Here is a 26,343-nt window from a genome sequence, read left to right as displayed (position 1 = left end):
ATCGGTGCGCCCGCCGCGCCCCGTCACGCCGCTTCGGCCAGCCGGCCGGCGGCATCGAGGCCGCGCTCGATATCGGCCAGGATATCGGTGATGTGTTCGATGCCGACCGACAGACGGACATAGCCCGCCGACACGCCGGTCGAGAGCTGATCCTCGACCGACAGTTGGGAATGGGTGGTGCTGGCCGGATGGATGGCGAGGCTGCGGGCATCGCCGATGTTGGCGACGTGGTAGAGCAGCTCGAGGCTGTCGATGAAGCGCCGCCCGGCGGCATGGCCCGCGGCCAGCTCGAAGCCGACCAGGCCGCCGTAGCCGCCCTTGAGGTAGGCGTCGGCGCGGGATCGCGCCGCGCCCGTCTGCAGGCCCGGATAGATCACTCGGCTGACCTCGGGGCGCGCGCTCAGGAACTCGGCCACGGCCCTCGCATTCTCCGCATGGCGCTCGATACGGAGCGGCAGCGTCTCGAGCCCCTGGAGGATCTGGAAGGCGTTGAAGGGCGACAGAGCGGCGCCGAAGTCGCGCTGGAGGCGCAGGCGTGCCCGCAGCAGGAAGGCGATCGGCCCCAGCGCCTTGGCCTCCTGGACCCACACCGCGCCATGATAGCTGGGATCAGGCGTGTTGAGTGTGGGCTGCCGCTCAGGAAAAGCCTCCCAGTCGAAATTGCCGCCGTCGATGATGACGCCGCCGATCGAGGTACCGTGCCCGCCGATGTATTTGGTGGTGGAGTAGACGACCACGGCAGCGCCGTGATCCAGCGGGCGCGCCAGGATGGGCGCCGCGGTGTTGTCGACGATCAGCGGAATGCCCAGCGGCCGGCCGATCTCGGCGACCTCTGCGATGGGGAAGACCGCGAGCTTGGGGTTCGGCAATGTCTCGGCATAGTAGGCGCGCGTGCGCGCGTCTGTCGCCCGGGCAAAGTTCTCCGGGTCGGTCGGGTCGACGAAGCGCACCTCGACGCCGTGCTCGCTCAGCGTGTTGGCAAACAGCGCCCAGGTGCCGCCATAGAGGTCCGTCGCGCTGACGATGTTGTCCCCGGCCCGCGCCAGGGCGAAGACGGCGAACGCCGAGGCCGCCTGGCCTGAGGCGACGGCGAGCGCCGCGGCCCCACCCTCCAGCGCAGCGAGCCGCTCCTCCAGCACCGCCGTCGTCGGGTTGGTGACGCGCGTGTAGATGTTGCCGAGCTCCTTGAGGCCGAACAGATTGGCCGCATGCTCGGTATCGCGGAACTGGTAGGAGGTCGTCTGATAGACGGGCACGGCGACCGCACCGGTCGCCGTGTCGGCGCGCCACCCGGCGTGGAGGACAATGGTCTCGGGGCGTTGGGAGGGCGGTGCGGTGGTCATGGCGTGTCCTGCAAGTTCGGGAATATCGGGCGGCTGCGTCAGGCTGCGCGAGACGCGGCCCGGGGAGTGTGACCTTCGGCGCCGGGCACATGATGGGCGACGGATCCGGCGATGCTCTGCGGTTTGCGCAGCAGGTTGAGAATCGGGCAGCTGCGCTCGACCCTGTCTTCGAGCGCTGCGATCTCCTCCCTCGAGACCGGCGAGGTGATGTGGACGACGTAAGAGATCTCGTGCGGATGGACCGGGACGTCGGGGTGGTCGGCGTGCGCGCCCCTGGCATCGATCTGCCCGGAGACCTCCACCTCGATCGCCTCGATGGGCACGTGCAGGAGAGCCGCCTGGATCAGGAAACTATGGGTCAGGCAGCTGCCGAGAATGCCGAGCTGAAGCTCGGGCGAGCTCGGACCCAGGTCGTAGCCGGCGAAGTCGGGCGGGCTGTCGGTGATGACCTGAAAATCGCGCACCCGAATGCGCCGGACGCCTGAGCGGCCCTCCACGCGCACGGTTGCGGCAAGCGGCACGGTCGCCAGCGTGCCGTCGGCTATCCGCGTCGCCCGTTCGCCGAGCGCGGCGCGCTTCTGCACCAGATAGGCATTGAGATCCGACGCGTCCGACATGCCACCCTCCTCGACCGGTCTGTTAAATCTCGGACGATCATCTCCAATCGACTCAGTATTCGTCAATGACATCGATTGTCTATTACGATATAATTACTAGATTATTATGCCATCACAACGCATAGGCGTGGAATTTATCGCCACGCAACAGCCCTTCCGCATCCGGGACCCAGCTCGGTTGTCCCGCTCCGGGCGCGCCGCCGTCAGTAGGCTTCGTTGAGCACAAACCAGCCGCGCGAGGGCGCAAAGCCTCTGGCCACCGCCTCCTCGAAATAAGGCACGATCGTCTCGGTCGCACGCTGCAGGGCCCCCTCGGCCGAGGCGTCGTGCGCGCGGGGCACGACGACCGGGGTGCGATGCAGGGGTGTCTGGATGTAGTGGCTTTGGGAGAAGACGAACTGGCCGGACGGATCCTCTTCGATTCGAATTCTGACCTGCTGCACGTCCTGTTGCCACTTCATGAAGAAGCGATATTCAGCAACGAATTTATAGAAGACGTTGACCCGACAGGAATCGAACGCTTTCTGCTCGGAGAGATCTATCATGGCAATGCTCGCCCCGATGCGCCCAAGTGCCGATACATGCTAACGCGCGAGCGCAGGCGCTGTCATGCGCGCTGTTCGGAAAAACATACCAAATTGCAGAGGAATTGAGAGGATCTTTCTATCATTGGCATCGGCACCGCGCTGCAACATGAGGGTTGCCGATCTCTGCGTTGCAGCATTTATGCTCGCCCTGCTGCTCTCAATAGGGGTGCCAATTCAGTCAGCGCCGGCATTCAACTTCCGGCGGTCTTGCCGCCATCGATCGGGATCACCGTTCCGGTGATGAAGCTCGACGCGCCGGAGGCGAGCAGGATGGCGAGACCCTTGATTTCCGCCGGCTCCCCCAGCCGGCGTTGCGGCACGGTCGCTGTTTCGATCGCGGCGTCGACCGGATCGTGGAAGCGGCGGTCATTGATGTTGGTCTTGAACGGGCCCGGCGCCAGCCCGTTCACCTGGATGTTGAACTCGGCGAGTTCGAGCGCCAGTTCCTTGATGAGGCCGACCAGGGCGGTCTTCGAGGCCGTGTAGGGATAGCCGATCGCCGCGTTGGCGCGCAGGCCCGCGATCGACGCCGTCACGATGATCTTGCCCGCCTTCGCGGCCTTGAGCGCCGGCACGGCGGCCCGGAGCGTGTGGACGACACCGGTCAGGTTGATATCGAGGGTCCGCTGCCAGAGGCCGAGATCCAGGCTCTCCAGCCGCCCCCTGCCGCCCTGCCCCGAGATTGGCCCGTAGCCGCCGGTGACGCCGGCATTGGCGAAGATGATATCCAAGCCCCCTTGCTTCTGCACGGCACCGGCGACCGCTTCGCCGATGGCGTCCGCATCGGCGACGTCCGCCTTCAGGGCTTGGATGGTCAGGCCGCGTTCCCGCAACGCCCGGTTCTGCTCCGCCAGGCTCGCCTCGTCGCGATCGATGATGGCGACGTGGGCGCCGTTTTCCGCCAGCCCTTCCGCGATCGCGAGACCGATGCCGCTCGCCCCGCCGGTCACGATGGCGCGCTTGCCGCGCACCGAGAAGATGTCTTGAATCGTCATGATCAGCCCCGCGTCGTGATGGATCAGGTCGAGATCGGCCGCTGCGGATCGGTGATCCAGTCCGACCACGAGCCCGGGTAGAGGGTCACGCCGATGCCGAGCGTGGCGAGGACCAGGGTGAAGTAGGCCGACGCCACGCCCCCCGCCGCAGTAGGCGGCGATCGGCCCGTCGAGCGCCACGCGGCTGTCCGCGAGGCGCTGCCTGAGCTCGGCCGCCGGCAGCAGCAGACCGTCCCCATCCACCAACCCGCCGATGGGGACAGTCTTGGCGCCCGGGATGTGGCCGGTGCCATAGGCCGCTGGCGGTCGTGTATCGACGAGCGTCCCCTGGGCCACGAACGACGGGACGGCCGGCCGCCGGCGAGTTCCACCGCCAGTTCGTCGGCGCCGATGAAGGGGCTGGGGTCACGCGCGGTCATGCCGGCCTCGTCGAGACGTCTGCGGGAAAGCCGGCGCGATCAATCGTCAGCCGCGCCGAGGGTCCGCCATCGGGTCAGCCGGCGGTCGAGGAGCAGGAACAGCGCATTGAGCGCATAGCCGACGATGGCGATGGTGAAGATGCCCGCGAACAGCGCCCGCACGTTGAGCACCTGCTGGGCCTGCAGGATGAAGTAGCCGACACCGCTGTTGCCGGCGAGCATTCCGGTGACGACGGCCATGACGAGCGTCATGCCGAGGGCTTGCCGCATGCCGACCAGGATGAACGGCAGCGCGGCGGGGATGCCGATCTCCACCTGTGTCTGCCACCACGTCAGGCGGAAGGTCTGCGCCGTCAGCCGCATGGTGCGCGAGAGGCTGCGGGCTCCCGCGAAGGCGTTGAGCAGGATGGGAAACGTGGCCACGATGACCACGACGGTCACCCGGAGCCGGTCCTCGATGCCGAGGTAGAGGATCAGCAGCGGCAGCAGCGCGGAGACCGGGATCTGCCTCGCCAGTTCGACGACCGGCTCGGCCAGCGCCCAGACCACCCGCACGCGGCCCATCAGGAAGCCCAGCGCAACCCCGACCAGCGTCGCGATGACGAAGCCGATGGCGGTGATGCGCAGGGTTTCGAGCAGCGCCGACAACAGCTCGCCGTTCTCCACCTGATCCAGCCACTCCACGGCGATGGCGTCGAGCGGCGGCAACTCGGGCATGGTGCGCACGGTGGCGACCACCTGCCAGACGACCAGGAGGGCCAGCACGGCGCTCCAACCCAGCGCCCGGCTGCGGACGAAAGCGCGTCCGAACGCCTTCACCTTAAGTGGTGCGGATGGGGCGACATCGGGGCTCTCGCGCCCCCTCGCGGCCTCCAGGTAGTGCGCCGTCATTGCAGGGCCCTCACCCCGCGCGAGGCATCTTGCGCGCCCATGACGAGATCGAAGATCTCGCCCCGCAGCCTGAGGTATTCGCGGTTCGATCGCGTGGAGACCTGATGGCGGGGGCGCTCGAGCCGCACGGCCGCGTCCGCGTCGATGCCCCGGCCGTGCGGCCCGAGCACAATCACCCGATCCGAGAGGTAGATCGCCTCGTCGATATCGTGGGTGACGAACAGCACGGTCAGCCCGTGGCTGCGCCAGATCTCCAGGACGAGGTCCTGCAGCATGGCCCGGCTGAGCGCGTCCACTGCGGAAAAGGGCTCGTCGAGCAGCAGGATCTTCGGCCTGGCTGCCAGCACGCGGGCAATAGCCACCCGCTGCTGCATGCCGCCGGACAACTCCGACGGATAGCGCTCGGCGACGCCGGAGAGCCCGACCTCGCGCAGCTTCGTCTCGATCAGGGCATCCCAGTCGCGCCGGCGCGCTTCGCGCTCGGTCAGGGCATAGGCGTGACGAAGGCCGAACCGGATGTTGTCGCCGACGGTCTTCCAGGGCAGCAACGACTGGCCGTAGTCCTGAAAAACGTAGCGCACGCTGTCGGGCGGCCGCGTCACACGCACTCCGTCCACCTCCACGGCGCCGAGCGAGGGCTGCTCCAAGCCGGCGATGAGGCGCAGCAGCGTGGACTTGCCGCAGCCGGAGCGGCCGACGATCGAGACGAACGCGCCATCCTCGACGGCGAGGTCGACCGGCGAAAGGCCCGTCACGGTTTCCCGGCTGGCGGACAGATAGCGCTTGCCGACGCGTGTGGCGCGAACCGTGGTCATGAGCGCACCGCGGCCGGTCAGGCCGGAATCTTGACGCGCGCCGGCGTCTCGCGCCGCGCCGCATACCGGTTTGCCGGGATGGGCAGGCCGAGATGACCGCGCAGGGTCGAGGCCTCGTACGCCGTCTTGTAGACGCCCAGGCGCTGCAGCTCGGGCACGACGAGATCGACGAACGCATCGAGCGGCGTGCGCGCATAGGGCGGAAACAGCTTCACGCCGTCGAATGCCCGGGCCTCGAAATTGTCGGCGATCCAGCGGGCCACCTGCTTGCCGCTGCCGACGACGGGCGGCTGGTTGAGGTGGCCCTTGTTGGAGATGTAGTGAAACAGATCCTGGAGCGTCACGGTCTCGTCGCCGAAGGCGGCGAGCGCGGTCCCCAGCCACGGATGCCTGGTGAAGACCGCCTCGTCGAAGACGCTGACGATCTTCTCCCTGGGCGGGATCGAGCGCACGTCGACGCCGACGAGGTCGCCGACCTGCGCCGGTGCGTATTGGGTGACGACGAGGTTCTGCACCTCGCGGAACTTGGCATGCGCCTCCGCCGCGGTGCCGGCGACATAGAAGGTGATGCCCGGGATGATGAACTGGTCGTCCGGATCACGGCCGTACTGCGGCAGCAGGCCCTTGACCCGCTTGTAATAGTCGCGGTTCCAGTCGGTCGACACGAAGGGACTGAAGCGGATATCGGCGTGCCTGGCGCCGTAGGCGAAGGACTGCTCCGAGCTGCCGGCGTGAACGATCGGCACCTGGCCCTGCGGCGGGCGCGGCACGTTGAGGGCACCCTTGACCGTGTAGTGCTGGCCCTCGAAGCCGATCGGATGTCCCTTCGTCGCGTCGATGAAGACGCCGGCCTCACGGTCGTCGACGAAATAGTCCGACTCCCAGCTGTCCGAGAGGCTCTGGATGATCTCGAGGAACTCCTCCGCCCGGCCGTATTTGTCGGCCCGGCCGAGGTGCTTGGCCTGACCATAGTTCTGGGCCGGAGCATCGATGCCTTCGACGCCGGTGACGATGTTGAGGCCGGCGCGCCCGCCACTCAGATGGTCGAGGGACACGATCGCGCGGGCGGTGTCGTAGGGCTCCGCATAAGTGCTGTTGACGGTGACGACCAGCCCGATGTGGCGGGTGATCGCCGCCGCGTACGAGGCCAGCGTGAAGCCCTCGATCTTGAAGACGTCGTTGTGCCAGCTCCGCTGCGCGTCGGCCGTGCTCGAAATGGCGTTGCCGGCGAAGTAATAGTCGAACAGGCCGCGCTCGGCGGTGCGGACGGTGTCGGCGAGATAGACCGGATCGACGGTGCCCCCGTTGAACGCCTCGGGCAGGCGCCAGGCGCTGGCGTGACGGCCGGTCGGCCATGCCGAATAGGCGATCTTGAGGCTGCGCGTCCTGCTGCTCATGACAATGTTCCCGATGCGGCCCTGGCGAGCGACGGCGGCGCGCGGCGGCCGGCGCTGCGCCGCGGCCCTCGCTCTGCCGGGCTTCAGTTCAGCGATGTCTCGAAGATGTGCTTGTCGAGATCGACGCCCGTCGGCACGTTGGCGTATTCGTTGCCGGTGCGGATCCAATCTCGCAGCCGTGCCAGATCGACCGGCTTGCCGAAGCCGAAGTAGACGGTGGCGGCGGCGAGCACGCCGGGTGTCTGCTTGTCGAGCGCCACCAGGTCGATCTTCGTCTGCTCCTTGACGAAGGCGGCGCGTTCCTCGTCGCTCAGCGTGGCGTACCAGCGAATCGTCTCGCGCAACGCGTCGCGGAAGCGGATGGCGACGGGCTTGTTGGCGGCGAACCAGGCGCTGGTCGACCACCACCCGGCGATCGGACTGTCCTTTGTCAGCTCGAACTTGGCCTTGTCGGAATCGCCGATGGCATGGAGCTTGTACTGGTTCAGCCACTGATAGGCGTTGACGGCGCTCGAGGTCGAGATGACGTCCGCCTGGCGGCTTTGCAGCACCGCGCCGAAGGTGGTCTGGTCGGGCACGATGGTGAATTTCACCGTCTTGGGGTCGACGCCCTGCGAGGCCAGCACGGCCGAGGTGATGGCCTTGAACTGGGGCGGCGCGCCGAGCGCGATCGTGGCGCCCGGAAGGTCTTTGAACGCCCTGCGCTCGCTGTCCTGGCGCACGAGCAGGAACTGGTAGGGACCGGCTCCGTTGTGGGGCGCGACCAGACCGATGTCGAAGCCGTTCTTGATGGAGGAGAGGCCGGCGAAGATATCGGCGTAGGCGATGTCGGCGCTGCCCTGCACCGCCGCGGTGATGTTGTTGGTGCCCGTGGCGAGTTCGGTGATCTTGATGTCGAGCCCGTGCTTCTTGAAGAAGCCCTTCTGGATGCCGGCCCTGAAGTCCTGCGGCATCACCGAGCCGGACACCGCAGCGATCCGCACCACGGCCAGCGGCGCCTCGTCCGGCCCGGCGGCGTCCACCCGATCCACGAGGCCTGCAACGAGCAGCAGCCCGAGCGCCGCCGAACCGGCGGCAGCCGCGGTCATCCTGGAAAGCATAGCGAAAATCTCTTGCTCGATTTTACGTATATTTAGGTCCCGAATTGGAACCTAAGTCATAGATACGACGTGCAGTTTATGAAGGCGCACTATCCCCAGCAAGGGATGAATGTTGCTAATTGGGGCGCGGACGCAGAATGAGCCTGCCGCGCCGGAGGGCGGCGCGAGCAGGCTTTTTTACACGACATCGCTGGGTTGAGGCTTGGACGGCCGATCGCGCGTGGCGACGATGCCCAAGGCCGGGCGCGGCGCAGCCACCGTCGCCCGAGGCGCGGTGCGCCTCAGCGCTTCAGCATCTCGCCGCCGATGATCAGCTTGCGGATCTCGGTGGTGCCGGCGCCGATCTCCAGGAGCTTGCTGGCCCGGTAGAGACGGTTGATCTCGGTCTCGCGCATGTAGCCGGCGCCGCCGAAGATCTGGACGGCATCGGAGACGACCCGGGTGCAGCCCTCGGCTGCAAACAGGATCGAGGCGGCGGTGAGGGCGTGGATCTCGCCGCGGCCGCCCGCATCCCCGGCCATGTCGTTGGCCTCTGCCAGGGTCTGATAGCATAGCGCCCGCATCGCCCGGATCGTGGTGTACATCTCGGCAAGCTTGCCTTGCACCAATTGAAACTCGCCGATGGGCTTGCCGAACTGCTGGCGCGTGCGCGCGTAGTCGAGGGCGAGGTCGAAGGCGCGCTCGGCCATGCCCAGGTTGATCATGGCGACGATGGCGCGCTCCAGATCGAGCCCGCTCATCACCACCGCGACACCGCCGTTCTCGCGTCCGACCAGGTTGGCCGCCGGCACGCGGCAGTCGTCGAACAGGAGCTCGGCCGTGGTCGACCCGCGGAAGCCCATCTTGTCCAGCTTCTGGGCCACGGCGAAGCCGGGCGTCTTGGTCTCGACCAGGAAGGCGGAGATGCCCCTGGCGCCGCGCTCCTTGTCGGTCTTGGCATAGACCAGCACGACATCGGCCACCGGGCCGTTGGTGATGAACAGCTTGCGGCCGTTGAGCACGTAGTGGTCGCCGTCGAGCCGCGCGGTCGTCGCCATCGAGCCCAGCGCGTCGGAACCGGCACCCGGCTCGGTGAGGCCGAGGGCGCCGATGCGCGAGCCGTCGCACATGCCCGGCACGTAGCGGTGCTTCAGCTCGTCGCTGGCGTGGCGAACGATGTTGTTGAGGCAGAGGTTCTCGTGCGCCACATAGCTCAGCGCCACGGCGTGGTTCCACCGGCTGAGCGCCTGGGCGATCAGCCCCGAGGTGAAGAAATCGCCGTCGAGGCCGCCGTACGCGGCCGGCGCGGTAACCCCGAGCAGGCCCATTCCGGCGAGCGCCGGCATGACATGGGGCGGCCACCACTCCTCGTCGTCCATGCGCTGCTGCAACGGCAGCAGTTCGGCCTCGCCGAAGCGCGAAACCTGTTCCAGCACCTCGCGCTGCTCCTCCGTCAGCGCGAAGCTGGTGGACCGAATATTCGACTGCCGTTCTGCAACCGCACCCATGCCGCCTCCTCCCACCGGCCGTGCCGGCGCCCCTTCGGGCTTAAATGAAGCATATTCAATATGGATCGGAAGGCAAGCGGGGCGCAAATCGGCCGGTGTCGAGGTCGCGCAGGCACTGGCGTCGCTCCCGACGTCGCGGCCGCCGCAGCGAAGGCCCGCCCGCTCAGTCCCCGGCAGCCTCGCCGAGCCGCGCGGCGAAATCGGGGGACGCGATCACCTGGAGTGCCGCCCGCAGCGCCGCGGCCTGGTCCGGCCCGAAGGTCGCCTCGAAGCGGTGCTGGGCCGCGGACCAGAGCGCGAACGTTTCGTCGAGCTTGGCCCAGCCGGCATCGGTCAGTCCGACGATGCGGTTGCGCCGATCTGCCGGGTCGATACGGACGACGACGTAGCCGTCCCGCTCGAGCGGCTTCAGGTTGTGGGCCAGGGCGGAGCGGTCGAGCACCATGGCTTCGGCAAGGTCGCCGATCGTCGGCGTTCCCGACCGCGCGATCTGGGCGAGGACCGAGCGCTGCGTCGACCGAATCCCGCTCGGCGCCATCATCGCATCGTAGATCTGCGATACGCGCCGGGTCGCCCTGCGCAGTGCCGCCGCGTTGCACACGTCCGCCGGCCGGGGCTGCGCGCCTCGGCCGCCCTGTGCCGCGCCGCCGCGTTGCCCCGTCCCTGCCGCCCCTCGTCTCACCATCCTCCCCTCCGTCGATCCCGGCTTGACGAATATTAGCATATGCCCCTAATCAATAATATCGGCATATGCCGATAATTGTCCCTGCCCGGAGACCCGACATGGCGACGCTCCCCACCGACCGTCCCGGCGCTTTCGCCACCTTCCGCGTGCTGCTGGTCGCCTCGCTGGTCTCGTCGCTGATCATGCTCGATTCCAACATCGTCGCCGTCTCGCTGCCGGCGATCGCACGATCGCTGGCCGCGACCTTTGCCGAGATCGAATGGGTGGTGAGCGCCTACATCCTGAGCTTCGCGGCGCTCCTCATGGCGGCCGGCTCCTTCGCCGACCGGCACGGCCGCAAGCGCGGCATGCTGATCGGGCTTGCGCTCTTCGGCGCCGCATCAGGTGCTTGTGGGCTCGCCAATTCGTCGCCGATGCTCAATCTGGCGCGTGCCGCCCAGGGCGTCGGCGCCGCGCTGCTGCTGACGGCGTCGCTGGCCGTCATCGGCCACGCCTTCACCGGGGCCGCCCGGGCGCGCGCCTACGCCTTCTGGGGCTCCTGCCTGGGCATCGCCATCACCGCCGGACCGATCGTCGGCGGCGTCATCACCGACGTCGTGGGTTGGCGCTGGGTATTCCTGGTCAACGTGCCGCTCTGTGCCGCGCTCTTCGCCGCGACCGTGCGGGACGTTCCGGAATCCTCGGATCCCGAGGCCAAGCGCCTCGACGTTGCCGGCATCGTCACGTTCAGCCTGGCGCTCTTCCTGCTGATCTGGGCACTGATCGACGGCAACGCCACGGGCTGGTCGAGCTCCGCCATCCTGCTGCGGCTCGCCGGCGCCGCAGCGTTGTTCGCGTGCTTCGCCGTCGCAGAACTGAGCCAGCCGCGCCCCATGGTCGACCTGGGCCTGTTCAGGCGGCCTGCCGTCGTCGGCGCTGCGGCCGCCATGATCGGCTATGCGGCGGCCGCCCAGGTGATGATCTTCTACTTGCCATTGTTCCTCCAGAATGCCTACGGCTTCGCGCCCATGGCAGCCGGGCTGGCGATGCTGCCCTTTGCGCTGCCGATGTTCCTGGCGCCCCGTGCCGGAGCGGCGCTGGCGAACCGCCATTCCGGCCGTGCCCTGCTCACCGCCGGGCTCGCCGTGACGCTCGTCGGCAACGTGCTGTTTTGGGCTCTGGCACGCGCCGGAGCGCCCTACCCGGCCCTCGCCGCGGCCATGCTGGTCGCCGGCAGCGGAGCCGGGCTCCTCAACAGCGAAACCACGAAGGCGATGATGAGCGCCGTGCCGTCCCAGCGGGCGGGCATGGCGTCGGGCCTGGGCGCGACGCTGCGCTTCGGCGGCCTGCTCATCGGCGTCGCCGGCTTCGGCGCGGTGCTGAGCCACGTGGCGGTCGGCCACTTCGCCGACGCCGCCAGCCGCGCCGGCCTCTCCCCCACGCTCGCCTCCCTGGCGGCGCGGCGCATCACCTCCGGCGACACGGTGGGAGTCCTGGCGCAGATGCCGGAGGCCCTGCGGGAAGGCATCCGTACTGCCGGTCAGGCCGCCTTCAGCGACGGCTTCGCCGCGGCGAGCCTGCTGGCGGCGCTGGTCGCCGCGGCCGCAGGGCTGGCAACCTTCCTGCTGGTGGACCACGGCGAAGCCGCTTCGACCACCGCGGGCGAGCCGGCGGCGGCGATCGATTGAGAGGCCGCCCGCGCGATCGGCCCGTCCGGCGCGAGAGCCGCCTAATCGCCGCAAATCCGGTGCTCTGAGGGAGCAAAGGGCCTATCGCCGCCACGCGCGCCGGCGGCCAACGGAGGAGCTCGGCATGCGCGTCGCCATCCTGGACGATTATCAAGGCGTGGCTCTGGAGTTGGCCGACTGGTCGCCCGTCGCCGCCCGCGCCGAGATCAGCGTGTTCCGCGATCACCTCGCCGAACCGGACGCGGTGGTCGAGCGCCTCGCTCCCTTCGACGTCGTCTGCGTCATGCGCGAGCGCACGCCGCTGCCGCGCTCCATCCTGGAACGGCTGCCACGCCTGCGGCTCATCGCATCGACGAGGCGCCGCAACGCCTCCATCGACACCGCGGCGGCGACCGAGCTGGGTATCGCCGTCGTCACCACCGGCGCTTCGTCCTCCTCCACGGTGGAACTGACCTGGGCCCTGCTGCTGGCGAGCGCCCGCTCGCTCGTCGAGGAGGCCGCCGCGGTGCGCAGCGGCGGCTGGCGGCGTACGGTCGGCACCGGGCTCAGGGGCAAGACGCTCGGCGTGCTGGGGCTCGGCAACATCGGCGGCGAAGTCGCGCGGATCGCTCAGGCATTCGGCATGCACGTCATCGCCTGGAGCCAGAACCTGACCACCGAGGCCGCGGCGGCGGCCGGTGCGGCCCGCGTCGATAAGGAGGCGCTGTTTGGCCAGGCGGACTTTCTCACCATCCACCTGGTCCTAAGCGCGCGCTCGCGCGGTCTCGTCGACGCCGCGATGCTGGCGCTGATGAAGCCGACCGCCCATCTCGTCAACACCTCGCGCGGGCCGATCGTCGACGCGGCGGCCCTGCTCGATGCATTGCGCGCCGGACGCATCGCGGGGGCCGCCGTCGACGTCTTCGACAGCGAGCCGCTGCCGGCGGATCACCCGTTCCGCACCCAGGAGCGGCTGCTGGCGACGCCGCACATCGGCTACGTTTCGCAGGAGGTCTACCGCAGCTTCTACGGCGAGACGGTCAGCAACATCGCAGCCTGGATGGCACAGCGGGCGGCGAGCGGACGCTGATCCGGGGCGGTCGGCGCCGACCGCCGGCTCGCTTTCACAGCGGGTAACCGACGAGGCGCTCGCCGTCGAGGCGTTCGATGTATTCGGTCATACCGTAACCGGTCACGCCGTCCCAGGTGAAGCGCGTGTGCCCCTCTGCGATGCGCGAGGTCACCGTGCGGCCGCCGATCTCGCGCCGATTGCGCAGCGGCGCCAGCGAGACGATCTCGCCGGAAATAACCGCACGACGATGGGCCGTTCGCACCGCGAGCCGCACCATGCTCGGGTCCTGCCGGGCATCCCAATCGGTGATCAGGTCGAACTCCTCCACCTCCTCGTACTGTCCGTCGACCAGCAGCACGCCGAGACGGCGGGTGCGGCCACCGGCATCGGTGATCTTCAGCAGCATGAAGCCGCGGCCCTCGCCCAGATTGGCGATGAACAGCCGGTAGTAAAAGATGTTCTGCCACAGCCGCGGCCCCCACGAGTGGTCGCGCCAGCCGGCACCCACCAGCGGGAAAGTCTCGCCGCCGCAGCGAATCTCGCCTGTGACGCGCGTGTGCTGATTGAAATGGCCGAGCGAGAAGTCCCAGCCATACATCGGCTCGTGCACGGCGGAGGCCGGCACGCCGCCGTGAACGGGTGAATCGGCCTCCTGCGCCAGCCGCACCGAGCCGGGCACGCGCTTGGCCACGGCGAACATGCGCTTGGGGTCGCGCAGCGCATCGCGGTCGTCCAGGAGCAGCAGGTCCCCCTCGTAGGTCATGCTGACCCTACGGAACGGCTCCTCGACCCCATAGCGCAGCCCGCCGGCGTCGAAGCGGTCGTTGGCGGTGATGGCAGGGCGCTGGAACTGGCAGGCGATGCGCCCGTCGGGCAAGTAGAGGCAGACGGACAACTCGGCGTAGCCCTCGTTGACGCGGTTGCCGAGCCGCATCCAGCCGCCTACGCCGGTGCCGAAATCAAAGCCGTTGGCATAGACGCTTTCATTGAAGTGCGGCTCAGCCGTCGGCTGATGCATGTATTCGTCGTCGCGACCGAGCTCATACCCCACCTTGTTCCTCCATGGTGTGCGAGGCGCGTGGTGCCGCCGCCGTGCCCGTTCCGCTTTCGGACGTTGCCGACGCGTTTTGCGCTTGCCCCGTTATTCGCGTTGACATACCGTATGTCCAAAGTGAATAACATTCAATATGGAGGAACCCGATGATCGCGGCCCGTGCGAGGCCCCTCGCCCACAGCTAGAGCGCGTCCGCTCGGGCGCACCGCTCGAGCGATACAAGCGCCTGTTTTCAAGTCGCGGTGCTGCACGGAGATCTTGAGTCCTTGAAAGGATGGATGGTCGGGTCAAGCCCGACCATGACCGCTGCAAGGCAAAACCATTTGTTTTCAACGTCCTGGTCGAGCTTGGCCCGACCATCCATCCCCTTGGGAGCCCAGCCGGCTGCCACGGCCCAAACCGTCAAGATCCCTGTGACGCCCTTCACGTCATCGCCAAAGGATGGGACCTGTGGTCGATAGCAAGCAGATGGCAGAGGCAGCGGTCCGGACCGACCTGCGCATGCCCGCGGTGGCGGACTGCGTGCTCAGGGCGCTGCTCGAGGGCCGCGCCGCCGCCAGTCCCAACAAGATCTTCGCATTATTTGCCGATGGCAGCAGCTGGACGTATCGCGACACGCTGGATGCCGCCATCCGCACCGGCAACGCGCTGCGCTCGCTCGGCGTGAACCAGGGCGACACCGTGCTGTCGTGGCTGCCGAACGGGCCGGAAGCGCTGCGCCTCTGGTTCGGCCTCAACATGCTCGGCGCCATCTACGTTCCGATCAACCTGGCCTATCGCGGCGCTCTGCTCGAGCACGTCGTCGGCATCTCCGGCGCCAAGCTCCTGGTCATCCACGGCCAGTTGCTGGAGCGCCTGGCCGAGATCGAACGCGCGGCACTGGAGACTGTCGTCGTCGCGCTCGGCGAGGCCGGCGAGCCGGTGCCCGGTCTCACCATTCGAGGGCCGGACGCGCTCCGTTCGGACGACGGGGCTGCGCCGCCCCTGCTGCGCCCCATCGCCCCCTGGGACACCCAGGCCATCATCTACACGTCGGGAACCTCCGGGCCCTCCAAGGCCGTACTGTCGTCCTACGTTCATCTGCACGCCACGGCCTCGGGCCTGGATTACCTGACCGCGGACGACCGCTTTCTCGTCAACCTTCCGTATTTCCACGTGGGCGGTCTGTTTCCCACCTATGCCGTGCTGATCAAGGGGGGCTCGATCGTCGTCACCGAACGCTTCGATACGGCGAGTTTCTGGGCGACGGTCAGGGCGCACGAGGTCACGACCTGCATCGTCCTCGGCTCCATGGCGAGCTTCCTGCTGGGCCAGCCCGCGGCAGCGGACGAACGGCACCACCCGCTCCGCCATGTGCTGATGGTGCCCTACGGCCAGCCCTCCTTCACCTTCGCCGAACGCTTCGGCTGCGCGGTCTATACGCATTTCAACATGACGGAGATCTCCGTGCCGATCCGCTCGGGGGCCAATCCGGGCCTTCCCGGTGTCGCCGGCCGCAAGCGCCCGGGCGTCGACCTGCGCATCGTCGATGCCAACGATTGCGAGGTGCCGGTTGGCGAGTCGGGCGAGCTCATCGTGCGCACCGACTGCCCCTGGGCGATGAACCACGGCTACCGCGACGCGCCCGACGCCACGGCCGCCGCCTGGCGAAACGGCTGGTTCCATACGGGCGACGCGTTCCGCGTCGATGCCGAGGGCAACTATTATTTCGTGGATCGCCTGAAGGACGCCATCCGCCGGCGCGGCGAGAACATTTCGTCCTTCGAGGTCGAGGCGGAGCTCGGCGCGCATCCGGCGATCGAGGATGCCGCCGCCATCGCCTATCCGAGCGAGCACGGCGAGGACGAGGTTCTGGCTGTGGTGACCCTGCGCGAGGGCGCCCGCCTCGATCCGCTCGAGCTGATCCACTTTCTGCTGCCGCGGATGCCCGCCTACATGGTGCCCCGCTTCGTCTGGGTGGTCCCCGAGCTGCCGCGGACGCCGACCCAGAAGGTGCAGAAGGCCGTCCTGCGCTCCCAAGCCGCGCAGGGCGAACTCTGGGACCGCGAGGCCGCGGGCCTTCGCGTCAAGAGCGAGCGCCTGTTGAGCAAGCGCACGGGGTAACGACAAAAACGGGGGAGGATCACGATGAAGAGATCGATGGCCGGGCTACTCGCTGCCGCCCTGACCGCCTGGGCGGCCCCCGCGGCCGCCCAGATCAGCGACGCCATGGTCAAGATCGGCGTCATGGGCGACATGACGTCGTTCTACGCCGACATCGCCGGCCCCGGCTCGGTCGTGGCCGCCCGCATGGCCGCCGAGGATTTCGGCGGCACCGTCCTCGGCAAGCCGATCGTCATCGTCGCCGGCGACCATCAGAACAAGCCCGACATCGGCTCCGCCATCGCCCGGGCCTGGTATGACGCCGAGCAGGTCGACGCCATCGCCGACGTGCCGAACTCGGGTGTCGGCATCGCCGTGCACGAGATCACCCGCGAGAAGAAGAAGGTGCTGCTGGGCTCGGGCACCTCGCTGACCGACCTCACCGGCTCCAAATGCTCGCCCAACAGCGTCATCTGGACCTTCGACACCTGGTCGCTCGCCAACGGCACCGGCCGCGCGCTGATGGAGGCCGGCGGGCGGACATGGGCATTTGTCACCGCCGACTACGCTTTCGGGCACCAGTTGGAGCGCGACACGGCCCGCGTCGTGCAGGATGGCGGTGGCCAGGTGCTGGCCACCATCCGCCACCCCCTCAATACGCCTGATTTCGCCTCCTTCCTTCTCCGCGCCCAGGGCACCGGCGCCCAGGTGATCGCGCTGGCCAACGCCGGGGCCGACATGGCCAACGCTGTCAAGCAGGCGAGCGAGTTCGGCATCGAGCAGAAGGGGCAGAGGCTGGCGGCGCTGGTTGCCTTCATCACCGACGTGCACGCCCTGGGGCTGAAGGCGGCCCAGGGCCTGCTCCTGACCGAGGCCTTCTACTGGGACCTGAACGACGGTACGCGGGCCTGGAGCAGGCGCTTCGCCGAGCGCAACGGCGGCAAGTATCCGACGATGGTACAGGCCGGGGTCTACGCGGCGGTGCTGCACTATCTCAAGGCGATCGAGGCGGCGAAGACCGACGATGGCACCACGGTCGTGGAGGCGATGAAGGCCATGCCGAGCAACGATCCGCTGTTCGGTGAGGGCCGCGTTCGCGCCGACGGTCGTCACATTCACCCGATGTATCTCTTCCAGGTGAAGAAACCCTCTGAATCGGCCGCACCATACGACTATTACAAGCTGGTCGGCAGTATTCCGGCCGACAAAGCCTTTCGCCCGATGGGTGAAGGCGATTGCTACCTCGTCAAGTAGCGCCATGCGTCAGCACGGTGTCGAGATCCGTGGGAGGACAGCATGAGTGATCGAGCCGCCTCCCGCGTCGCGAGCGCACCATGGAGGTAAGCGCCAACATCGACGAGGGCCGTGAGAAGCTGGCCCAGGTGCTGGCGCGCCATGCCGGCGCGTCCGCATCGATCGAGAATATCGTCGTTCCGACGCTCGGCGGCAGCAACCGAACGATCATCTTCGACCTGGTCGAGGGAACGAGCCGCCGGCGCATGGTGTCGCGCCAGGCGACCTACGCCGGCGACGACAATCCCTTCCTGCCGGCTGCCGCACAGTTCGCCGTCATGCGCCTCGCCCACGCGCACGGGTTTCCGGTGCCCGAACCGATCCTGCTGTTCGAACCGGCCGACGGTCTGGGCGAAGGCTTCGTCACCGCTTTCGTCGCGGGCGAGACGATGCCGTCGCGGATCGTTGCGGGACGGCAGTTCGAAGCCCTGCGGCCGCGCCTCGCCGCCCAGGTCGGCGCCCTGCTGGCGCTGCTGCACGGCATCGATCCGGCGCAGACGCCGCAGCTGGCGACGACCCGCGACAGCCTCGACCCGCTTGCGGCCCAGGTCGGGCGCTACGATCTCTACGACGAGCCGCACCCGGCCATCGAGCTGGGCCTGCGTTGGCTCGAACGCAACCGGCCGGATGCGGGGCCCCACGCCCTGCTGCACGGCGACTTTCGCACCGGCAACCTGATGGTGGGCCCGGCCGGCATCACCGCGGTGCTGGATTGGGAGTGTTCGCATCTCGGCAGCCCGGCCGAGGATCTCGGCTGGCTCAGCACGCGCTCATGGCGGTTCAGCCGCCCCGACCTCGTTGTCGGCGGCTTCGGACACCTCTCCGACCTGCTCGCCAGCTATGCCGATCACGGCGGCCGAAGGATCACGCCGGACGAGGTGCGCTATTGGCAGGTCTTCGGCCTCGTCCGCTGGGCCATTCTCAACATGATGCAGGCGCACGGCCATGTCTTCGGCGGCCGGCGCGACGTCATCTTCGCCGCCTGCGGCCGCAACACCAGCCTGATCGAATACGATCTGCTGATGACGCTGCGCAACGCCTACGCGTGAGGCCGACATGAGCCAGTATCGACCGGCGATCGACGACCTGCTGGCCAGCGTCCGCGAGGCGCTGGACCAACTCGTCCCGCAACTCGACGGCGAGGCGCGCTACCAGGCGCAGGTCGCCGCGCACCTCGTCGGCATCTGCGAGCGTGAGCTCGGCACCGGCGAGAGCCATCCGAAAGCCGACGCGACGGTCTGGGCCGGGCTGCTGGGCAAGGCCGGCGGCGAGCCCGGGCCCCTGGCGCGCGAGCTCTGCGCCGCGATCCGCGCCGGGCGGCTCGATGATCGCTTCGACGCCGTCGTCGAGGCGGTTCTGGCCCGCACGATCGACGACGTCCGCGTCGTGCGGCCCCGCCATCTGGAACGGAGCGGGCCAGCCGGCCGGCAGCCCTGATCGTCACAAGCCCGGGAAGACCGCCGAAGGCGGCGCCCGCACCACGGCGCGATCGACGCGCCCGGCCGGCTCACGCAAGGGGGGAACCATGGTCAAGATCGCAGCACTGTGCGCTGCCGTGCTGGCAGCCTTCACGACGACGGCCGGGGCGCAGGTCTCCGTCAAGCTCGGCGTCCTCAACGACCGCTCGGGCCAGTTCGTCGACCTTGCCGGCGACGGCTCGGTGATCGCCGCCGAGATGGCTGTAGACGACTTCAAGGCCGCGTCGAAAGGCATCAAGGTCGAGGTCGTCTCGGGCGATCACCAGAACAAAGCGGATGTGGGCGCCGCCGTGGTACGCAAGTGGTTCGATCAGGACAACGTCGACGTCGTCCTGGACGTGCCGGTGTCGTCGGTGGCACTCGCCGTCAACCAGATCGCGCGCGAAAAGAACAAGATCCAGATCAACTCGGGCGCCGGCGCCGCCGAGCTCACCGGCACCCAATGCACGCCGAACACGATCCAGTTCACCTACGACACCTACGCTCTGGCGAACGGCACGGCGACGGCATTGGCCAAGGCCGGCGGCGACAGCTGGTTCTTCATCACCGCCGATTATGCCTTCGGCCATTCGCTCGAGCGCGACGTCACGGCCTTCGTCGAGAAGGCCGGCGGACGCGTGGTCGGTGGGGTCAAGCATCCGCTGGCGACGGCGGACTTCTCCTCCTATCTGCTGACGGCGCAGAACTCCAAGGCCAAGGTCGTGGCGCTCGCCAACGGCGGCGGCGACACCATCAACGCCATCAAGCAGGCGGCCGAATTCGGCATCGCCCAGGGCGGGCAGAACCTGGCCGGCATGCTGATCTTCATTTCCGACGTGCACGCGCTCGGCCTCAAGGCCGCCCAGGGCCTGGTGCTGACCTCCCCCTTCTACTGGGACCTCAACGACGGCACGCGGGCGTTCGCCAGGCGCTTCGCCGAACGGCGGGGCGGGCGCATGCCGACGATGATCCATGCCGGCGTTTATGCCGGCGTGCTGCACTACCTGAAGGCCGTCGAGGCGCTGAAGGGCAAGGACACCGCCGCCGTCCTCGCCTGGATGAAGTCCAACCCCACGGACGATCCGCTGTTCGGCAAAGGCCACATCCGGCCCAACGGCCGCAAGATCCACGACATGTACCTGTTCAGGGTGAAAAGGCCCGAGGAGTCGAAGGGATCTTGGGACTACTACGAGCGACTGGCCACCATCCCGGCCGAGCAGGCCTTCCGGCCGGTCGGCGAGACCGGCTGCGCCCTGGAGCGCAGGCCGGCCGCGACCGCGAGGACGCAGCCATGACGCGGGCGCCTTCCACCGACGCCCTGCTCGTGGAGCGGCGCGAGGCCGTGGCCTATCTCACGATGAACCGGCCGCGCGTGCTGAACGTGCTCGACGAGACGCTCGCCGCTGCGATGGCCACGGCCTTCGCGAGCGTCGCCGACGATCCAAGCGTGCGCGCCGTGGTCTTGGCGGGTGCCGGGCGCTCGTTCATGGCCGGCGGCGATCTTGCCCTCTTCCACGCCGACCTCGCCGCGGCGCCGGCAACCGCAGCTGAACTGATCGACCGCTTCCACGCGGTGATGCGGTCGATCAGGCGCATGCCGAAGCCGGTCATCGCCGCCATCCACGGCCCGGTGGCGGGCGGCGGCGTCGGGCTGGCGCTCGCCTGTGACCTCGTCATCGCGGCCGACGACACCACCCTGCGCTCGGCCTACACCAAGCTCGGCACGAGCCCTGACGGCGGCACCACATGGTCACTGACGCGCCTGCTCGGCCCGCGCCGCGCCGTGGAGCTCATGCTTCTCAACGAGCCGATCGATGCAGCGGACGCCCTGCGCCTCGGGCTCGTCAACCGGGTGGTGACCAAGGCCGACCTGATGCCCGCCGCGACGGCGCTCGCCGAACGGCTGACGCGGACCGCCGCCGGCGCCGACGCCGCCGTCAAGCGCCTCGTGCAGCAGGCCGTGGAGGGCAGCTTCGACCGCCAGTTGGACTTGGAAAAGGACAGCTTCGTTGGGCTCGCCGGAACGGCCGACTTCCGCGAGGGTATCAGCGCCTTCATCGAGAAGCGTGGCGCACGCTTCAAGACGGGCTGACAGATTCGCGGTGCATCGCGTCGAACAGGAAGGTGATGTTGATCCGCTGGCGCCCGTAGCCCGGCGCGAACCGCCCCTGCCCGGTGCGATGGAAGAGGTTGGCGTCGAACAGAACCAGGCGGTTGCACCGGTAGGGAATATGGACCGGCCGCGCCGTGGATCCCGCCAGCATCGTGCGAATGCTGTCCCGATCCACGTTGGCCTTGTGAAAGTCCCACCCCGGCGGCATCTCGACCGGCCAGATCTCCAGCCCTCCGCCGTCGGGCTCCAGGCAATCCTCGTCGGGGGTGATCCACAGGTTGGCGCTGACCCGGCCGATGTCGGCGTGGTAGTCGGTACCGCTGCCGCCCTGCATGTGCTTGTAGGCCCACAATTGCGCCAGCGAGAGGCCGTCCAGGCTGCGCGGCAGCGCCCGGGACAGGGCACGCGTGATCTCGACCAGCAACTCGCAGCCGAGGCCCTCCTCGAAATAGGCGCCGAGATGGCCGCCGTGATCCTTGACCTCGAACCAGATCGTCGCCTCACGGCAAAAGCGCTGCAGGGCGGCCAGGGCATGGGGGTGCAGGGCATCGTCGATGACGACCGGCTGCGGGTGGGCCTCGACGAAGGCCGCATCGGCGCGCGCGAAGTCCGTGCCTTGCGAGAGCACGGCCCCCGGCGCCGCGGCGCAGGCGGGCAGATGGAGCAGCCGATTGTAGGCGAAGGAGGTGGCAGCCAGCGCGGGCTCGCCCAGCTCCGCGATCGCCGTGTCGCCCCGATGACGCGGCAGCTCGTCGGCCAGCCGCTCGTAGGCCGCAGCGATGTCGAGATAGTCAAGGCCGAGCCGTCCCTGGCCGCAGAGGTACTTCAGCTGCGCCGCATCGTGCGCAAGCTTGACCCGATTGGTTCGCCGCATCTCCTGCGCATCGGCGGGATCGAGCTCGCCCGGCGGCTGCACCACGCCCGGCCGCCACGACCGGCGCAGTTCGAGCGCGCGGCGTGATGCGGCCAGGGCCTCGTCGAGCCGTCCCAACCGCTTCAGCGCCAGCGCCCGCCCCGTCACCGCGGCCACCATGCGCGGGCGCTGGACCTCGGCGCGCACGTAGGCCGCCAGGGCCGCCTCGAAGCCGTGGCGCGCCATCTCCTTGTTGCCGAGCGCGACCAGCGCGGCGGCGGGCGGCGCCGTCGCTTCGGCGCTGCGCCGCAGATGGTCGAGCGCCAGCGCGCCCTCACCGCGTTCGTCGGCGATGAGGGAGGCGAAATAATGTGCCCACGCATGGCCGGGCTCGGCCACGAGGACACGTGCATAGCCCTGCTCGGCTTCGGCCCAGCGCCCCGCCCGATGCGCCGCCACGGCGGCGCGCAGCAGGTCCTCGACGGCGCCGCTCACAGCGCACCTCGAACCAGTTCCGGCGCGCGCACGCACGCCGCGAAATGGGCCCCGCCCATGTCCGCCATGCCCGGCATCGCGTCCCGGCAGACCGGAATGTGAATGGGGCAGCGGCCGACGAAGGGGCATTCGTCGCGCGGATTGACGGCACTCGGGATCTCGCCCTCGACGACGTGAGGTGGAATCGGCTTCGTCGGATCCGCGTCGAGAACGGCCGACAGCAGCGCGCGGGTGTAGGGGTGATCCTGCTGGCGCATCAGGGCGCGCGTGCTGCCGATCTCGACGAGCCGGCCCAGGTACATCACGGCGATGCGGTGGCTCAGGCGCTCCACGGCGGTCAGGTCGTGTGAGATGAACAGATAGGAGACGCCGAGCGCGGCTTGCATGCGCTCCAGCACGTCGAGGATCTCGGCGCGCATGATGGGGTCGAGCGTCGATGTCGGCTCGTCCAGCACGACCAGATCCGGGCGCGTCACCAGCGCCCGCGCGATGCCGACGCGCTGCTGCTCGCTCGCGGTGAGCTCGATCGGGTAGCGATCGAAGCGGCTGGCGTCGAGGCCGACCTCACGCAGCATCTCCGCCGCCGCGGCGCGGCAGGCGGCGGCGCTCTGCCGGGTGTGCAGCCGCAGCGGCTCGGCCACCGTCTGCCCGATCGTCCGGCGTGGGTTGAGCGAGGCGAGCGGATCCTGGAAGACCAGCTGCAAGCGCGGGCGCAATGCCCGGAGCTCCGCGGCGGATGCGCCGGTCAAGTCGGCGCCCGCGAAGGTGATGGAGCCGGCGCTCGGCTCGATCAGCCTGAGCAGGCAGCGCCCGACGGTGGTCTTGCCGGAGCCGCTTTCTCCCACCAGGCCCAGGGTTTCGCCCTTGCCGATGGTGAAGCTGATGTCGTTGACGGCACCCACGTAGTGGTGCCGGTCGAGGCGAAAGCGCTTGCTCAGATGCGCCACCTGGACGAGCGGCGCGAACGTCATGCCGTCTCTCCCCGGCTCGCGGCGATGAGGCGGTGCGTCACGGCGCTCGACGGCGCCGTCAGCACGGCGGCCACCGGGCCCATCTCGACGAGACGGCCGCCCTCGAGGACGGCGACCGTATCGCAGTAGTGGGCGACGATGCCGAGATCGCGCGTGGCGACGATCTGGGCCACATTCTGCTCCTTCGACAGCTTCAGCATGAGGTCGAGGACCTGACGCTGCACCGTCACGTCGAGGCCGGCCGTCGGCTCGTCCGCCACCAGCAGGCGCGGACGGTGCAGCAAGGCGATGGCGATGCAGACCCGCTGCGCCATGCCGCCGCTGAGCTCATGGGGATAGGCGTCGAGGCGTCGCTCCGGATCGGTCAGCCCCACCGCCACCAGCATCTTCGCCGCGCGGCGGCGGGCCTCGGCCTCCGAGCAGCGTACGTGCGCCCGGATCTGCGCGGCCATGAAGTCGCCGATCCGCACTAGCGGGTTCAGCTGCGCCTTGGCGTTCGGCAGGATCGCGGCGAGCGTCGCGCCGCGCAGCCGGCGCAGCTCCGCCGCCGGCAGGGTCTCGAGATCGCGGCCCTCGAACCGGACCCGGCCACGCACCGTGGTGCCGGGCGGCGGCAGCGCCAGCACCGTCCTGAGCAGCAGCGACTTACCCGCGCCGGCGACGCCGACGATGCCGAGCCGCTCGCCGGGGCGCAGGGACAGGGACATAGTCTCCAGGAGCGGCGCCTCCGGATCGTCGCCGATCAGCGACAACCGGTCGACGGCAAGGAGCGCCTGCGGGTCGGCGGCCGGCGCATTCGTGGCTGCGGCAGCCGCGGCGAGCGGTGGCGCCCGCCGACGCCGAGGGGCTGAGGAGGCCCCCGGCTCGAGCGCGCGGCCGATCACCTCGCCGAACAGGCCGCAGACGAAGACGATCGCGCCGAGGGCGAGGCCCGGGAACAACGACACCCACCACTGCCCCAGCGCCATGAACTTGGCGCCGCCGGCGATCATGGCGCCGAGCTCCGGTGTCGGCGGCCGGATGCCGGCGCCGACGAAGCTCAAGCCGGCGGTCAGCAGCACGGCGAACCCCACCGTCACCGATAGCTGCACGACCACCGTCGGCAGGGCGTTCGGCAACAGGTGGACGAACGCCGCGGCAAGGTCGGACCTGCCGATCGCGCGAGCCGCCTCCGCGAATGGCCGCTGCCTGAGCGACAGCAACTCGGAGCGCACGAGCCTCAGAAACACTGGAAAGTTCACGAATGCGACGGCCAGGATCACGTTCTCGGTGCCGGGACCGCGGATGGCCACCAGCACCATCGCCAGGATGAAAACAGGGAACGCCTGCAACACGTCCAGCAGACGCAGCATGCCCTCGCCGGTGAGCGACAGCACACGGCGGGGATGGGACTCGAACAGGCCGGCGAGCACGCCGAGCGGCGCGCCGACGAGCACCGACAGGAGGGTCGCGACCAGCGCAATGGTGACGTCGGTGCGCGGCGCAGCCAGCAGCCGCGAGAACACGTCGATGCCGTTGTCGTCGGTGCCGAGCCAGTGCTCCAGGCTCGGCGGCAGCAGCCGTTGGGCGGGATCGGCCGTCATGGTCGGATGGGGCGCGAGCCATGGCCCGGCAATCGCGACGGACACGATCAGCGCGAACAGCAGAACGACGATGCGATCGCCCGCGGACAGGCCGGCCCAGACGCGCCGCACGCCGTGTAGCCGGCGGGAAGGCCCCTTCGACGCCACGAATGCCATCACCGCGTGGCTCCCCGTGACACGCGCGGATCAAGCGCGAAATAGGCCAGATCGACGAGGAGGTAGACCAGCATCGTGAAGACCGCCGAGATCAGCACGAAGGCCTGAATGGGCGCATAGTCGGCTGTCGTGACCGCCTGCACCGCATACTGCCCGAGACCATTGAGGTTGAACACGGTCTCGATCAGCACGGCGCCGCCGAGGAGGTAGCCCGAAACCACGCCTGCCATCACGATCGAGGGGGGTGCGGCATTGCGCATGGCGTAGCGAAGCACGGTCGTGGGCCGCAGGCCGACGGCCCGCGCATAGAGGGTATAGTCGGCCTTCAATGCACTCTCGAGGCTCGACCGGACCATCTTGAAGACCGGCGCGCCGTAGACGAACGCCAGCGTGATGCACGGCAGAGCCAAATGGGCGAGCGCGGACCAGAAGGTCGCCAGATCACCGGCGATGAGGGCATCGACGGTGTACATGCCGGTCACGTGGTCAGGCGACACGTCGAGAATGCCGAGGCGCCCCTCCGGCCCGGGCGCCCAGCCGAGCAGGCTGAAGAAGACGAAGATCAGCACCAGCCCCAACCAGAAATCCGGAAGGGCGCCGGCCAGCAGGCCGTAGCCGAACGACACCTTGCGGGCGAGCTGGCCCGCGATCCCGCCTCCCGGCATGGCCGAAACCATAGCCAGGGGCACAAGGACCACGGCGACAAGCAGCATGCCGCCGATGATCAGCTCGAGCGTAGCGGGCAGTCTGACCGCGAGATCGGCCGACACTTCGGTCGATCCAACCCAGGACCGTCCCAGGTTGCCCTGCGCCAGCCGCTCGACATAGGCGAGATACTGCTGCGGCAACGGCTGATCCAGCCGCAGCTGCCGCCGCAGTTGGTCGACGCCTTCCTGGGGCGCAAGCGGCCCAAGTTCCAGGCGCGCCGGATCACCGGGCAGCGCGCGGATCAGCACGAAGGTGGCGATGGAGATCAGGAGAAGCTGCGGAACCAGCAGCAGCAGGCGACGGCCGATGTAGATAAGGCTGCGCACTGGCGACCTCGCTGTGCATCGTGGAGCGAGTGCCGGCCCGGCCGCATCGCCGGCCGACAAGCGCGGCGGACCGCGAGAGCCGCCGCCTGCCCCGAGATCGGACGAACCCATCGGTTCGGGACATGCGCTGGCGCGGCACCACCTTCTCGCCAGGCAGTTATGACATCGTTTGCGTGTACCGGCATGCCTTGGCGCTCC

Annotated in this window: 23 protein-coding genes and 1 pseudogene; 8 read left to right on the top strand and 16 right to left on the bottom strand. The window is 68.7% G+C overall.

Going from position 1 to position 26,343, the window contains the following annotated elements:
- Positions 1–23 precede the first annotated feature (23 nt).
- From IEW34_RS05010 to IEW34_RS04965, 11 genes and pseudogenes are all read right to left on the bottom strand, one after another.
- Entirely contained in the window at positions 24–1,343 is a 1,320-nt protein-coding gene (locus tag IEW34_RS05010) for an O-acetylhomoserine aminocarboxypropyltransferase/cysteine synthase family protein (protein WP_188608069.1), read from the bottom strand.
- A 38-nt stretch (positions 1,344–1,381) separates the two neighbouring features.
- Positions 1,382–1,960: an OsmC family protein gene (locus IEW34_RS05005; protein WP_188608068.1), complete on the bottom strand. Its 579-nt coding sequence runs from the start codon at positions 1,958–1,960 to the stop codon at positions 1,382–1,384.
- Positions 1,961–2,163: 203 nt separating this feature from the next.
- On the bottom strand, positions 2,164–2,505 hold the full coding sequence (locus IEW34_RS05000) for a hypothetical protein (RefSeq protein WP_188608067.1): 342 nt from the start codon (positions 2,503–2,505) through the stop codon (positions 2,164–2,166).
- A 233-nt stretch (positions 2,506–2,738) separates the two neighbouring features.
- Complete coding sequence (locus tag IEW34_RS04995; protein ID WP_244641797.1) at positions 2,739–3,542, bottom strand: SDR family NAD(P)-dependent oxidoreductase; 804 nt, start codon at positions 3,540–3,542, stop codon at positions 2,739–2,741.
- Between the two features lie 195 nt (positions 3,543–3,737).
- Positions 3,738–3,878 (bottom strand): annotated as a pseudogene (locus tag IEW34_RS31090) (rhodanese-like domain-containing protein); the annotation flags it as partial.
- A gap of 122 nt (positions 3,879–4,000) precedes the next feature.
- Positions 4,001–4,852: an ABC transporter permease gene (locus IEW34_RS04990; protein ID WP_188608065.1), complete on the bottom strand. Its 852-nt coding sequence runs from the start codon at positions 4,850–4,852 to the stop codon at positions 4,001–4,003.
- The gene (locus IEW34_RS04985) at positions 4,849–5,667 is read right to left on the bottom strand and encodes an ABC transporter ATP-binding protein (RefSeq protein ID WP_188608064.1); all 819 of its coding nucleotides are present in this window, start codon (positions 5,665–5,667) and stop codon (positions 4,849–4,851) included. The genes IEW34_RS04990 and IEW34_RS04985 overlap by 4 nt, the downstream gene beginning before the upstream one ends.
- A gap of 17 nt (positions 5,668–5,684) precedes the next feature.
- The gene (locus tag IEW34_RS04980) at positions 5,685–7,064 is read right to left on the bottom strand and encodes an NtaA/DmoA family FMN-dependent monooxygenase (protein ID WP_188608063.1); all 1,380 of its coding nucleotides are present in this window, start codon (positions 7,062–7,064) and stop codon (positions 5,685–5,687) included.
- 83 nt (positions 7,065–7,147) lie between these two features.
- Positions 7,148–8,152, bottom strand: a complete 1,005-nt coding sequence (locus IEW34_RS04975; RefSeq protein ID WP_210324453.1) for an ABC transporter substrate-binding protein — start codon at positions 8,150–8,152, stop codon at positions 7,148–7,150.
- Positions 8,153–8,445: 293 nt separating this feature from the next.
- On the bottom strand, positions 8,446–9,651 hold the full coding sequence (locus tag IEW34_RS04970; protein ID WP_188608061.1) for an acyl-CoA dehydrogenase family protein: 1,206 nt from the start codon (positions 9,649–9,651) through the stop codon (positions 8,446–8,448).
- A 163-nt stretch (positions 9,652–9,814) separates the two neighbouring features.
- Positions 9,815–10,336 carry a MarR family winged helix-turn-helix transcriptional regulator gene (locus IEW34_RS04965; protein WP_188608060.1) on the bottom strand — a complete coding sequence of 174 codons (522 nt, stop codon included), beginning with the start codon at positions 10,334–10,336 and terminating at the stop codon, positions 9,815–9,817.
- A 98-nt stretch (positions 10,337–10,434) separates the two neighbouring features.
- Between IEW34_RS04965 and IEW34_RS04960 the strand changes: the two genes are divergently transcribed.
- Entirely contained in the window at positions 10,435–12,003 is a 1,569-nt protein-coding gene (locus IEW34_RS04960; RefSeq protein ID WP_188608059.1) for an MFS transporter, read from the top strand.
- Between the two features lie 124 nt (positions 12,004–12,127).
- A complete protein-coding gene (locus tag IEW34_RS04955) occupies positions 12,128–13,072 on the top strand; it encodes a D-2-hydroxyacid dehydrogenase family protein (RefSeq protein ID WP_188608058.1) in 945 nt (314 codons plus the stop codon).
- A gap of 34 nt (positions 13,073–13,106) precedes the next feature.
- On the opposite strand, the gene IEW34_RS04950 is transcribed toward IEW34_RS04955, so the two are convergent.
- Positions 13,107–14,105: a DUF7064 domain-containing protein gene (locus IEW34_RS04950; RefSeq protein ID WP_210324452.1), complete on the bottom strand. Its 999-nt coding sequence runs from the start codon at positions 14,103–14,105 to the stop codon at positions 13,107–13,109.
- Positions 14,106–14,558: 453 nt separating this feature from the next.
- Between IEW34_RS04950 and IEW34_RS04945 the strand changes: the two genes are divergently transcribed.
- The 6 genes from IEW34_RS04945 to IEW34_RS04920 all read left to right on the top strand — a co-directional run bounded on the left by IEW34_RS04945 (position 14,559) and on the right by IEW34_RS04920 (position 21,032).
- Positions 14,559–16,211 (top strand): AMP-binding protein, encoded by a 1,653-nt coding sequence (locus IEW34_RS04945; RefSeq protein ID WP_210324451.1) that lies wholly within the window; start codon positions 14,559–14,561, stop codon positions 16,209–16,211.
- Positions 16,212–16,235: 24 nt separating this feature from the next.
- A complete protein-coding gene (locus IEW34_RS04940; RefSeq protein WP_188608057.1) occupies positions 16,236–17,444 on the top strand; it encodes an ABC transporter substrate-binding protein in 1,209 nt (402 codons plus the stop codon).
- An 80-nt stretch (positions 17,445–17,524) separates the two neighbouring features.
- Positions 17,525–18,532 carry a phosphotransferase family protein gene (locus IEW34_RS04935; protein ID WP_210324450.1) on the top strand — a complete coding sequence of 336 codons (1,008 nt, stop codon included), beginning with the start codon at positions 17,525–17,527 and terminating at the stop codon, positions 18,530–18,532.
- Between the two features lie 7 nt (positions 18,533–18,539).
- Positions 18,540–18,920 carry a DUF6285 domain-containing protein gene (locus IEW34_RS04930; protein WP_188608056.1) on the top strand — a complete coding sequence of 127 codons (381 nt, stop codon included), beginning with the start codon at positions 18,540–18,542 and terminating at the stop codon, positions 18,918–18,920.
- Positions 18,921–19,008: 88 nt separating this feature from the next.
- Positions 19,009–20,235 carry an ABC transporter substrate-binding protein gene (locus IEW34_RS04925; protein WP_188608055.1) on the top strand — a complete coding sequence of 409 codons (1,227 nt, stop codon included), beginning with the start codon at positions 19,009–19,011 and terminating at the stop codon, positions 20,233–20,235.
- Positions 20,232–21,032, top strand: a complete 801-nt coding sequence (locus IEW34_RS04920) for an enoyl-CoA hydratase/isomerase family protein (protein ID WP_188608054.1) — start codon at positions 20,232–20,234, stop codon at positions 21,030–21,032. Before IEW34_RS04925 ends, IEW34_RS04920 begins: the two co-directional genes overlap by 4 nt.
- Here IEW34_RS04920 and IEW34_RS04915 read toward each other — a convergent pair.
- From IEW34_RS04915 to IEW34_RS04900, 4 genes are read right to left on the bottom strand one after another with little or no spacing between them, the layout of a single operon-like run.
- A complete protein-coding gene (locus IEW34_RS04915) occupies positions 21,019–22,401 on the bottom strand; it encodes a tetratricopeptide repeat protein (protein ID WP_188608053.1) in 1,383 nt (460 codons plus the stop codon). The genes IEW34_RS04920 and IEW34_RS04915 overlap by 14 nt on opposite strands.
- Complete coding sequence (locus tag IEW34_RS04910; RefSeq protein WP_188608052.1) at positions 22,398–23,372, bottom strand: oligopeptide/dipeptide ABC transporter ATP-binding protein; 975 nt, start codon at positions 23,370–23,372, stop codon at positions 22,398–22,400. The genes IEW34_RS04915 and IEW34_RS04910 overlap by 4 nt, the downstream gene beginning before the upstream one ends.
- Positions 23,369–25,111 carry a dipeptide/oligopeptide/nickel ABC transporter permease/ATP-binding protein gene (locus IEW34_RS04905; RefSeq protein ID WP_194446512.1) on the bottom strand — a complete coding sequence of 581 codons (1,743 nt, stop codon included), beginning with the start codon at positions 25,109–25,111 and terminating at the stop codon, positions 23,369–23,371. Before IEW34_RS04905 ends, IEW34_RS04910 begins: the two co-directional genes overlap by 4 nt.
- A complete protein-coding gene (locus tag IEW34_RS04900; protein ID WP_188608050.1) occupies positions 25,111–26,145 on the bottom strand; it encodes an ABC transporter permease in 1,035 nt (344 codons plus the stop codon). Before IEW34_RS04900 ends, IEW34_RS04905 begins: the two co-directional genes overlap by 1 nt.
- Between the last annotated feature and the right edge of the window lie 198 nt (positions 26,146–26,343).

This window comes from Chelatococcus reniformis, from assembly GCF_014640075.1.
GTDB lineage: Bacteria > Pseudomonadota > Alphaproteobacteria > Rhizobiales > Beijerinckiaceae > Camelimonas > Camelimonas reniformis.
Note: the sequence above shows the minus strand (reverse complement) of the source record. Positions and strands in the feature narration are given on the sequence as shown.